Source organism: Bartonella elizabethae F9251 = ATCC 49927 (assembly GCF_000518165.1).
GTDB classification, from domain to species: Bacteria; Pseudomonadota; Alphaproteobacteria; order Rhizobiales; family Rhizobiaceae; genus Bartonella; species Bartonella elizabethae.
In genome coordinates this window covers 39294-50524 of record NZ_KI912393.1, presented here as the reverse complement: position 1 = coordinate 50524, position 11231 = coordinate 39294, and the positions used below count along the sequence as shown (strand labels likewise).

Sequence of the window (11231 nt, the reverse complement as noted above, 5' to 3'; positions counted from 1 at the left end):
CTTTTTGTCGGCAAAAAAATTCGCTTGAAGCGAAAAATGTTGGGAATGTCTCAAAAAACATTAGGAGACGCTTTAGGGGTAAGTTTTCAACAAATTCAAAAGTATGAAAAAGGCTTAAATCGTGTAAGCGCAGGACGTTTAAAGGAAATTTCCGATATCCTAAAAGTTCCGGTTTCCTTTTTTTATGCGGATATTATCACAAAAGAAAACACCCCATACCATCATGAAGAAATCGCATCAAGCAAAGAGGAGTTTTTGCTTTTAAAAAGTTTTAGAGTTCTGACCTCTGTCAAACAAAAAGCCATTTTAAAATTAATTTCTGATCAAAATTAAAACGTTTTAAATGACCTTTATCCTCTAATCTGCTTTCTATTCTAAGAACAAAGCCCTGCAATTTATAAACAACGCGTTTTTTTATTGAACAGACTATTGGGCTGATTTCCTATGATAGGCAACACGATATTTTCTCTTCATAAGCCTTCATGCCGCTTCATCAATATTTCTCTGAAAATATCTCGAAAAACATCATGACAAGAAAACGCTCATTAAGCCATCATGAAAACAATTCATGATATATGTCTTAAAATATTGAGCGATACTTCTTTTGACTGCTCCAAATTTGAAAAAGTTCTATCCTCTCCACCTCCCCTGTGCTTAAAAGGAGCAGCTTACAATCTGGTGTCTTGTCTACCAGTTTTACTGAGCTGGCTTCAACCTCTCAAAGGACAATGTTCCATGAGGCGCTACGAACAAAAACGCTCTAAAAAGCGAGCCTCCTGCACACATTGAAGTACAAAAACGTTTCAATCCAGTTCAATCTGTCAACAAAACAATCCAGCTTTTTAAGGAAGCACATCAACTTGGTTTATTTTAATCACCCACCTCAAAGAACAGCCTCTCATGAGACTGTAAGGTTTGTGCTAATCTCACACATTTTTGCAATAAACATCACGTAAATATAACAAGACCAATTATTGACTTGCAAAGGGGTTGTAAGATCCATTATCTTGCCGCCATTTTGAAGGTTCGGTAAAGTCGCTTGACCAAAGACCAATCTTGTTGTTACGTGCTTTTTCTTCCGCATGATGATACTGTGTTGGAAGAGGATTTTTATCCTCCTTTGAGAGCATCAACATCCCTTCGCTAAGACCTGCCTCGGCTAAATCAACCCCTTGAACAAAACACTGCGCATAATAAACACCCTTGTGCATAAAAGCCCGTTTACAGGATAAATCCTGACCAAGTGTTTTGGTAACAAGCCAAGCCGTTGTAACCGCACCACAAGGCCATTCTTGATCCTTTAATTTTGCTTTTTGGCGGGGCGCGCATGTGTCCACACCATAAAGATGAATATCACGGGTCATATGAGATCGCCAAGATTGTGCAGAAGGCGTCAGCAATTTAAACGTAACCCCACTGGTAACCGATGCCCTGCCATGAAAAACAACTGTATTATTGACACCATCGCTTGATAAAACTGTCTTCTGCTGCTCAAATACTGGTTTATTTTTTTCAAGCGCAGATTCATTTTTTTCTAAAGACTGTTGAGTCATCGATTGACTTAAATCTTTTTCTTCCCGATAGAGATCCACGATATCTTGAATATCTTGCGTTTTTAATATTTTAAGAAAGCTGAAATCTATTTGATCTTTATATTGGCTTAATCCCCACACTATGGACCCCATAATGTAAATAATAACAATCCATTTAAATAGCATTTCTTAACACGCTCGCTCAAAAAGTTCATATTTTTCTATCATTTTACATTATTTATCAGCAATCCCCTTGTTTTTAAAGAAAAAAATATAAATATCTATCTTGCACATTAACTACATTTTGTAAAAAATAATATTCTCTCTCACCTTATTTTAATATTGTTGTCTTAACCAGAAACACAACTTAAAATTGCCATTTTCATGTAACACAATCTTAATTTGATAAAGACTTCTGTCTCTTTAAAAGAAGAGTTTGAGAGTGAGAAAATCCACGATCAAGACTTTTAAATGAAAAAACGAGGAGTTTAGACTGTTATAGAATAACAGAATTCTTCAGTTGTTAGAGGCAATGGAATGTCGACAGATGAACAAATATTGTTTGTTAAAAAGAGAGGTAAAATGACAGATAATAGACTTCAGAACATCATTTTTATCGTGACCATGCTGCTTTTTACAGCAGTACTTATGTGCGATTTTTCTTATGCTGCTTCTACTACTGCTGCGGGTGGTTTCGGGAATCTTGATGGTGTTCTAGGCAACATTGTCGCGGTGATGACAGGTACAACGGCAAGGCTTATTGCCATTATATGTGTTGCTGCTGTGGGTATTGGCTGGATGTACGGCTTTATTGATTTACGCAAGGCAGCTTATTGTGTTTTGGGGATTGCTCTTGTTTTTGGCGCCCCTAGTCTCGTCGGCAAATTAGCAGGTACAGCATAAATGAACGAAGATACCCTTTTCTTGGCCTGTACACGGCCGGCCATGTTTGCTGGTGTTACAATGGAAGCCATGGCGCTCAATGTTATGGCAACGTCCATTCTCTTTATTGTGACCAGTGATTTTACCATGTTTGGTTTAGGCATCGGGATGCACTTTATTTTGCGAGAAGTGACAAAATATGATCACAACCAATTTCGCGTATTATTTGCGTGGCTCAATACAAGAGGAAAACAAAAAAATCTCAGCCGATGGGGAGGGGGGTCTACCTCTCCCTTACGCCTTGTCCGCACTTATAAGGAACTACGCTGAAGGAATAAAACCGGTGAAACAGATGTCAATGATGAAACGGGAAACTTTGCCTGAAGAATATATTCCCTATATACGCTACATCAACCAGCATGTCATTGCCTTAAACTCACGCTGTTTAATGGTTGTGATGGCTGTTGAAGGTGTTAATTTTGACACGGCAGACATTGATCAACTCAATTCTTTACATAACCAATTAAACACTCTTTTAAAAAATATCGCAGATGAACGGGTTGCTTTATATTCTCACATCATTCGCCGTCGTGAAACAATTTACCCAGAGGGTCATTTTCTTTCATCTTTTGCCACAACATTAGATGAAAAATACAAAAAGAAAATGGTTTCGCAAGAGCTGTATCGAAATGATCTGTTTATTTCACTGCTTTGGAATCCCGCAGCGGACAAAACACAACAACTAGCTTCATTTTTTCAGCGCTTGAGCAAAGCTAAAAAAACACAATCTGAACCTGACGCAGAAGCTATTCAGAAACTCGAAGAGTTAAGTCAAGATCTCATGCAAGGTTTAGAAGAATATGGAGCCCGTCTCCTATCAATCTATGAACATGAAGGACTTTTATTTTCCGAACAAAGTGAATTTCTCCACCAGCTTGTGGGAGGAAGACGCGAACGTATTCCTCTTACATTTGGCACCATTGCCTCAACGATTTACTCAGATCGCGTTATTTTTGGAAAAGAAATTATCGAAATTCGCCATGAAAGCAATGAGCGCTTTGTCGGTATGTTTGGCTGGAAAGAATACCCTTCAAAAACCCGCCCTGGAATGACCGATGGTTTGCTTACGGTCCCCTTTGAATTCATCTTAACACAATCATTTGTTTTTAAAAGTAAAGCGGCCGCCAGTGCCATTATGAGCCGCAAGCAAAATCAAATGATTAATGCAGCCGACCGGGCTAGCTCACAAATTGATGCGTTGGATGAAGCTCTGGATGATTTAGAGTCAAACCGTTTTGTTTTGGGCGAACACCATATTTCTTTAGCCGTTTTTGCGGATCACCCCAAAATATTGACGGAGAACTTATCAAAAGCACGTTCTCATTTAACCAATGGGGGTGCCGTAATTGCCAGAGAAGATTTAGGATTAGAAGCCGCATGGTGGGCACAATTACCTGGAAACTTTAGCTATCGTGCGCGTTCAGGTGCTATTACCAGCAGAAACTTTGCAGCTTTATCGCCCTTCCATTCTTTTCCCGTTGGCAAATTGAACGATAATGTTTGGGGGGCTGCTGTTGCATTGCTCAAAACACAGGCTGGTTCACCTTATTATTTTAATTTTCATTATGGTGATCTTGGCAACACTTTTGTTTGTGGTCCATCGGGATCTGGTAAAACAGTGATTGTTAATTTTCTTCTTGCGCAATTACAAAAACACAATCCAACCATGGTTTTTTTCGATAAAGATCAAGGAGCAGAGATTTTTGTCCGAGCTGGAGGTGGAAAATATAAACCTCTCAAAAATGGACAGCCCACGGGGATTGCCCCCTTAAAGGGTATGGAATACAATGAAAAAAATAAAATCTTTCTTCGTCATTGGATTTTAAAGCTTGTGACCAGTGAAGGGCAAATTGTGACCGAAGAAGAGCGACAAGATATTGCCAAAGCCATTGACTCTTTAGAAAACTTACCCCCAACACACCGCTCTCTTGGAGCCCTTCAGCTGTTTTTTGACAATACATCCAAAGAAGGGATTGCCATGCGGCTACAACGGTGGATTAGAGGCAATGATTTAGGATGGGTTTTTGACAATGATCAAGATGATCTTAATTTAAATGCACAATTCATTGGCTATGACATGACCGATTTCTTAGACAACGAAGAAATTCGGCGCCCTTTGATGATGTATCTCTTTCACCGCATTCTTGATCTGATTGATGGGCGGCGCATCATCATTGTGGTTGATGAGTTCTGGAAAGCTTTGGAAGATGATTCATTCAAAGCCTTTGCGCAAGATCGGCTCAAAACAATCCGTAAACAAAATGGTATGATGCTCTTTGCCACACAAAGCCCCAAGGACGCTTTAAACTCCACAATCGCGCACACCATTATTGAGCAATGCCCCACTCAAATATTTTTTCCCAATCAAAAAGCAAATTACAATGATTATGTTGAAGCTTTTAAACTCACTGAGCGTGAATTTGAACTGATACAGTCAGAATTAAGCAGGGAATCCCGCCGTTTTCTCGTCAAACAAGGACAAAGTTCTGTCGTTGCAGAACTTAACTTACGGGGAATGAACGATGAGATCGCCGTTTTAAGCGGCACAACAAAAAATATTGAACTCATGAATGAAATTATAAACGAACATGGCGCAGACCCTGAAAAATGGCTGCCCATCTTTTATCAAAGGAGAAAAAAACAATGAAAAAATATGGCTTAGTGACACTATTATCTTTTTCTTTTATTTCTCATGCATTCTCACAAATGTCCCCCGATGCAGACGAATATTATAAACAAGCACTCGAAAATACACAAAAATTAGATACTGCAAAATCAGAAACCGCTGAGACCATTTATAAGACAGCCACTGAAACTGCAAAAAAAATTAAAGAGATAAATGGTCAACTTGAACAACTGAAGTCACAAACAGAGACAACAGCAACTGAAACGACCTCAGACGCTGACAAAAACTCTAACCTTGAAGAATTGCAGAAACGACAAGCTCTTCGACAAGAGCTTCAAGTAAAAGTTTCTCTTCTTCAAGCCGATCTTCAAGCAAATTCTTTAAAACTTCAGGCCCTTAATATGATTCAAGCCAGAGATACGAAGACAAAAGAGGAGCTGCGTGAAGAAAAGGAGCAACAAAAGCATAAAACACTCCAAGCACAATTAAAAGAAAAAGAAGAAAAGCTAAAAGAAAAACTTGAAAGTACTGGTGCAGATGTCAGACTATAATTTCCCTAAATTTGATAAGTTTTCTCCCTTTGAAAGCATTTCTGGGTATATTTTAAAGCCCCTCGACAATGTGATGGACACAACGGTGAGTGGATTATCTTCTGCTATTTCAGCGCCCTTAAATCTCGCCGCAATTATTTTTATTTTTCTTTATGGCTATAATGTTATGACAGGTCGTATTGCGCTTTCCATGCACAGTCTTCTCAATAATGTTGTTAAAATTGTTATTGTGACAACAATGGCAACGAATGCAGAAACGTTTAATACATATGTCAAAGATATTTTCTTCAATGACTTGTCCAACGCTATTGGGAATGCGTTAAACAGTAATCCTGCAAATTCCAATGTTTTTGATTATATTTTGTTACAGGCAAGTGACCGCTATCAAGAAGTTTTATACAATGCTTGGTTTTTTGAAAAGATCATTGTGGGTCTTCTTGGTTCTATCATGCTTCTGGCCGTTATTCTCTTTTGTATAGGTGGCTTTATTGTGCAAATGTTTGCCCAAGTTGCACTGGTCATGATTATAGGTCTTGGACCTCTGTTTATTAGTTTATATTTGTTCAATACAACGCGAAAATATACCGATGCGTGGATTACAACTTTGGTTAATTTTACCATTTTACAAGTTCTCGTAATCATGCTTGGAACAATTATATTGTCAAGTGATCATTCAGGTTCTCAGAGTTTCCTATGAATCAATCTATGTTCTTTTCCCACCTGTCATCGTCATTTCGATCATAGGGGTTATTATCTTCCGTGCACTTCCTGGTATTGCCACAGCGCTAGCTTCTGGCGGACCATACTTTAGCGCTGGTGTCTCTTCAGGAGGACAGATCTTCACGATGCTTGCCAATGGTGCAAGAGCGAGTGGGAATGCCGTCAAAAGTGCTGCTTCACAAATCTCAGGAGCAGCTGGAAATGCTGCGAAAGGTGCAGCAGGCGCGGCAGCAAAAGCAGGAAGATTTGGAGGTGGTCGTGGTCGATTTTAAGATAAAGCATCTCTTTAAAAGAAGAAGCATTTTGGTTTTTGCTTTGCGTGCGCCTTTTGGCGCACGCACCATGGTCTTTTTCCATGAAAGACTTAATATCATCTTGGGCCTTACAATAAAACCAATCACAATCTTGCCTCCCATAAACTTGTAAAAGTGTCCAAAATAAAAGGCTCTCATGCGTTGTATTCCAAGATATCTGTGAGTTCAAAAAATGAAACGAAAAATAACTTTTGTTATGATCTTAACAATCGCGCTTTCCGGCTGTGCCTCTTTGAGTGGTCCCAAAAAACCACCACGCTGTAATGGCAAACAGACACGTGCTTTAAATAAGGACAAGTGGAATTGGGACAACAAAAACGTTGCCTCCTCAGAAAAGGCCGTACATCCTGTTACCACTCCTATCATTCTCAATACTTTGGAAAGTGAAAAAGCAACAGCCAACTTAGCAGTTCACCCAGCTTTATTAAAGCCGGCTATTCATGAAGCGCGATCTGACAAAACTGTGGAGGTTCCGCATGAAAAGTGATGCCCTTGAAGAATATATAAAAGAAGCCCGCTCATTTGATATTGATCGCATGCACGGCATGCGCGTACGGATGAAAATTTCCATGGCTTTAACAGTGCTTTTTGGATTGATGACAATTGCACTGGCTTTGGCTGTCGCAGCTTTAACGCCTTTGAAAACGGTAGAGCCTTTTGTTATCCGCGTTGATAACTCAACAGGCATCATCGATACTGTAAGCGCCCTAAAAGACTCTCCTAATGACTATGATGAAGCAATAACGCGTTATTTTGCCAGCCAATATGTTCGTGCGCGTGAAGGTTTTCAGTCCTCAGAAGCAGAAAACAATTTTCGCTTAGTCTCTCTTTTATCTTCTCCAAAAGAACAAAACCGTTTTGCAACATGGTACTCGGGCAACAATCCAGAAAGTCCGCAAAATATTTATCATAACATGATTGCAACGGTCACAATCAAATCAATCTCTTTTATAAGCAAAGATCTTATCCAAGTTCGTTATTATAAAACGGTCAGAGACTTTAATGAAAAAGAAAATATTTCTCATTGGGTTTCAATTTTAAATTTTTCTTACGTAAACGCCCATATTTCAACGTCTGATCGTCTCATCAACCCCCTTGGTTTTCAAGTATCGGAATACAGATCTGATCCAGAGGTGATAAAATGATCAGACTTTTACAAATAATCTTTTTAATTTTTACGATCACTCAAGGCTTTCACACAGTTTTCTCATTTGCGGAAACAGCGCCTGTCAGTGCCCGTAAAGATAACCGCATCAGATTTGTCAATTATGACCCCTACAATGTCGTAAAAATCATTGGCTCCATTCGCTCCTCGGTTCAGCTAGAATTTGCCGATGATGAAGAAGTCACTTATGTAGGAATTGGCAATTCCGTTGCTTGGCAAGTTGCGCCAGCTGGCCACTTTGTTTTTCTCAAACCGCGTGAAATACAACCTGTGACCAATTTACAAATTGTCACAAGCCGCCAAGATGGAATACAACGCTCTTATCAATTTGAGTTGCAAATCCGTGAAGGCGACGTTTCAGCCGGTAATGAAACCTATTTCTTGGTCAAGTTTCGTTATCCAGAAGATGAAGCTTTGCGTAAGAAATTAGCCGAAGCAGCAAAAGCCGAACAACGTGAAGAAAACTATGTCAATGATATTTTAAATATTCATGAAGATTTTGGACCCCGCAATTGGGCTTATGAAGCCCAAGGCTCATCTCTCATTGAACCTGCTTCTGTCTATGACAATGGGAAAACAACCACCTTTACCTTTTTAGGCAATGTTGAAATCCCCACCATTTACCTTGTAACGCCTGATGGGCAAGAAGCTCTTATTCCTAAATCAATAAAAGGCAACAAGGTCATTGTTCATGCGACAGCAGCACAATTCACGCTACGGCGTGGAAATGAAGTATTGTGCATCTTTAATAAAAGGTTCGTCCCACAAGGAATTAACCCTGAGACAGGGACCACATCACCATCTGTACAACGTAAAGTGAACATAGGAAACAGCCATGAATAACAGCGTGGATGAAAAAAACATTAATGATCGCGATACCATAAAAAATGCTCAAGGAAAAAGTCAACAGAGCAATGTAGGCAAGGCCATTGCTCTTATTATTCTTTTCAGTGTCTGTCTTTATTTAGCCTATTCCACACTTGTCACAGACAAAAAACAACCAATAGAGAAAAAACAATCGATTGAATCTTTAAAAGAAGGAAAAGTTATCAAACAAACAGAACTTTTTCGCCCTGCAAAGCCTACCCCTCCCTCCCCTGAACAGTTACACCGAAATAAGGCACTGTTACCCAAAGTTGAGCTCCCAACACCCAACATCAATCAGTTAAATTCTGATGATCCGCTACTGGAAGCTGCACAACGTGCTCCTGTATTAGCTTATGCGAATGCACAACAAGGCAAAACAGCTTCACAAACCAATAACAGCGCTTTGCCTCACCAACTAGAAAGCAAGCCTGATGAAACAACACAACGCTTTAATCATCTTCTCAAACCCACGGTTCTTGAAGGGATTCGAGCTTCCACCCTTGGCAATCGAAATTACATTATCACGATGGGAACGTCTATCCCTTGTATCTTAGAAACAGCGATCAACAGTGATCAACAAGGTTTTGCCAGTTGTATCGTCTCCAGAGATATTTTATCCGACAATGGTCGTGTTGTGCTTCTTGATAAAGGTACCCAAATTGTTGGAGAATATCGCGCTGGATTGAAAAAAGGCCAAAAACGTCTCTTTGTGTTATGGAATAGAGCAAAAACCCCTAATGGTATCATTATATCTTTAGCATCACCGGCAACAGACAGTTTAGGACGCTCTGGGATTGACGGTGATATTGATAATCATTGGTTAGAGAGGATTGGATCTGCCCTTCTTGTCTCCCTGATAAAAGATGCAACAAGCTATGCCAATAAACGTTTATTAAAAAAACAAGAAAAAGAAGAGACTGAAACGATCTCTTCAGGACAAAACATCGCCAATATTATTGTCGAAAATTATGCCAATATTCCTCCAACCTTATCTAAAAACCAAGGGGAAATGGTAAACGTTTTTGTCGCCCGCGATTTAGATTTTTCCGGTGTTTATAAACTGAAAGTCATCGAAAACAAAAAACAGATTATCAATCGAGCCGTTTCAAGAAACTTTTACAAAAATTCTGCGATACCTTTAGAATGAACCAAACCTTACACACCATGAGCGATGAAACCGTCGCGATTGTTCTGACAAAACTTGAGCCGATCAGTGTTTTTTTGAAAGATGAGAGTCTTTTCGAAATTGTGATCAATCGTCCCTATCAAGTCATGACGGAAGGGATTGATGGCTGGAAAACAATAGAAGCACCGGCTCTCTCTTTTAATGAGCTTATGGGAATCGCGAAAGTTGTCGCGTCCTATTCCAAGCAAAACATATCAGACAAGAACCCAATATTATCGGCGACTCTACCAGGCAATGAGCGCATTCAAATTGTCATTCCACCAGCTGTCGAAAAAGACACGATTAGTATGACAATTCGTAAACCATCATCACAGAGTTTTTCTCTTGAAGAACTGGCAAATAAAGGTCTTTTTTCGCACTGTGAGCAGGTCTCTTTCACACCATTGAATGATTATCATTCTCGTTTTAGTGAACTCAAAGCCATTGAGCATAACTTAGCCAATGCCTACCGCGATAAAGACTTTGTTTCCTTTTTAAATCAAGCTGTAAAATGCCAAAAAAATATTTTGATTGCGGGAAAAACCGGTTCAGGGAAAACCACATTATCAAAAGCATTAATCGCCAAAATTCCTCAAGACGAGCGTATTATCACCATTGAAGACACCCAAGAATTGGTGATTCCGCACCCCAACCATGTCTCGATGATCTATTCAAAAGATGGACAAGGCTTAGCTTCTGTTGGCCCCAAAGAATTGCTTGAATCATCTTTACGGATGCGTCCTGATCGTATTCTTTTGCAAGAACTTCGAGATGGTACAGCCTTTTATTATATCCGCAATGTCAATTCAGGCCATCCAGGATCCATTACGACAGTCCATGCCTCAACAGCCCTTGCTGCTTTTGAGCAAATGACCCTTTTGGTTAAAGAAAGTGAAGGAGGGGGTGATTTAGAGCGTGATGATATTCGAGGTTTATTGATTTCAATGATTGATATCATCATCCAATGCAAACGGGTTGAAGGGAAATTTAAGGTCACAGAAATTTATTATGATCCCTTCAAACAACGTAACATTTTTGGCGGGGACTAGAATAAGATCACATCGGTTGAAAGCTCTTTTAAAGCAACGATTTCCCATACATTGCCCATAAAAGGAAAAATGCATGAAAAGCAAAACAATAGGAAACAGAAAAAACCTTTTATTGATGACAGCGGAAGAATTAAAATGCCGCCGCCAAGCCGTTGATGCCGCCATCAATACCCATACGATAGAAGGGATAAAGCTTCATTCCACAACGCTAAAAATTTTAGAAGAATACGCAAGGGGAAATATTTCACTCGAGGAATTTAACACTCTGATGGACAACGTAATATTATAAAGGAGGTAACA

Annotated in this window: 12 protein-coding genes and 1 pseudogene; 12 read left to right on the top strand and 1 reads right to left on the bottom strand. The window is 39.5% G+C overall.

The features are described from left to right. The coding region (locus T429_RS0108785) for a helix-turn-helix domain-containing protein (RefSeq protein WP_005775334.1) at positions 1-333 on the top strand (333 nt) is incomplete at its 5' end. Between the two features lie 638 nt (positions 334-971). Here T429_RS0108785 and T429_RS0108780 read toward each other — a convergent pair. Next, entirely contained in the window at positions 972-1718 is a 747-nt protein-coding gene (locus T429_RS0108780) for a hypothetical protein (protein WP_005774823.1), read from the bottom strand. A 396-nt stretch (positions 1719-2114) separates the two neighbouring features. On the opposite strand from T429_RS0108780, the gene T429_RS0108775 reads away from it, so the two are divergent. The 11 genes and pseudogenes from T429_RS0108775 (at position 2115) to T429_RS0108720 (ending at position 11220) form a co-directional block, all read left to right on the top strand. After that, positions 2115-2435: a TrbC/VirB2 family protein gene (locus T429_RS0108775; protein ID WP_026500988.1), complete on the top strand. Its 321-nt coding sequence runs from the start codon at positions 2115-2117 to the stop codon at positions 2433-2435. After that, complete coding sequence (locus T429_RS0108770; RefSeq protein WP_005774821.1) at positions 2436-2744, top strand: VirB3 family type IV secretion system protein; 309 nt, start codon at positions 2436-2438, stop codon at positions 2742-2744. 22 nt (positions 2745-2766) lie between these two features. After that, complete coding sequence (locus T429_RS0108765) at positions 2767-5121, top strand: VirB4 family type IV secretion/conjugal transfer ATPase (protein WP_034456199.1); 2355 nt, start codon at positions 2767-2769, stop codon at positions 5119-5121. Beyond that, positions 5118-5651: a hypothetical protein gene (locus T429_RS0108760; RefSeq protein ID WP_005774819.1), complete on the top strand. Its 534-nt coding sequence runs from the start codon at positions 5118-5120 to the stop codon at positions 5649-5651. The genes T429_RS0108765 and T429_RS0108760 overlap by 4 nt, the downstream gene beginning before the upstream one ends. Then, a pseudogene (locus T429_RS09985) lies at positions 5638-6643 on the top strand (type IV secretion system protein). The gene T429_RS0108760 and the pseudogene T429_RS09985 overlap by 14 nt, the downstream one beginning before the upstream one ends. Before the next feature lie 214 nt (positions 6644-6857). After that, positions 6858-7172, top strand: a complete 315-nt coding sequence (locus T429_RS0108745) for a hypothetical protein (RefSeq protein WP_005775340.1) — start codon at positions 6858-6860, stop codon at positions 7170-7172. Beyond that, positions 7126-7830 carry a VirB8 family type IV secretion system protein gene (locus T429_RS0108740; protein WP_409359710.1) on the top strand — a complete coding sequence of 235 codons (705 nt, stop codon included), beginning with the start codon at positions 7126-7128 and terminating at the stop codon, positions 7828-7830. The genes T429_RS0108745 and T429_RS0108740 overlap by 47 nt, the downstream gene beginning before the upstream one ends. After that, the gene (virB9, locus tag T429_RS0108735) at positions 7827-8693 is read left to right on the top strand and encodes a P-type conjugative transfer protein VirB9 (protein WP_005774814.1); all 867 of its coding nucleotides are present in this window, start codon (positions 7827-7829) and stop codon (positions 8691-8693) included. The genes T429_RS0108740 and virB9 overlap by 4 nt, the downstream gene beginning before the upstream one ends. Continuing rightward, positions 8686-9864, top strand: coding sequence for a type IV secretion system protein VirB10 (gene virB10 / locus T429_RS0108730; protein WP_005774813.1), 1179 nt, complete (start codon positions 8686-8688; stop codon positions 9862-9864). Before virB9 ends, virB10 begins: the two co-directional genes overlap by 8 nt. Next, a complete protein-coding gene (gene virB11 / locus T429_RS0108725) occupies positions 9861-10931 on the top strand; it encodes a P-type DNA transfer ATPase VirB11 (protein ID WP_005774812.1) in 1071 nt (356 codons plus the stop codon). Before virB10 ends, virB11 begins: the two co-directional genes overlap by 4 nt. A gap of 73 nt (positions 10932-11004) precedes the next feature. Further along, positions 11005-11220, top strand: coding sequence for an antitoxin VbhA family protein (locus T429_RS0108720; RefSeq protein WP_005774811.1), 216 nt, complete (start codon positions 11005-11007; stop codon positions 11218-11220). Positions 11221-11231: the final 11 nt, after the last annotated feature.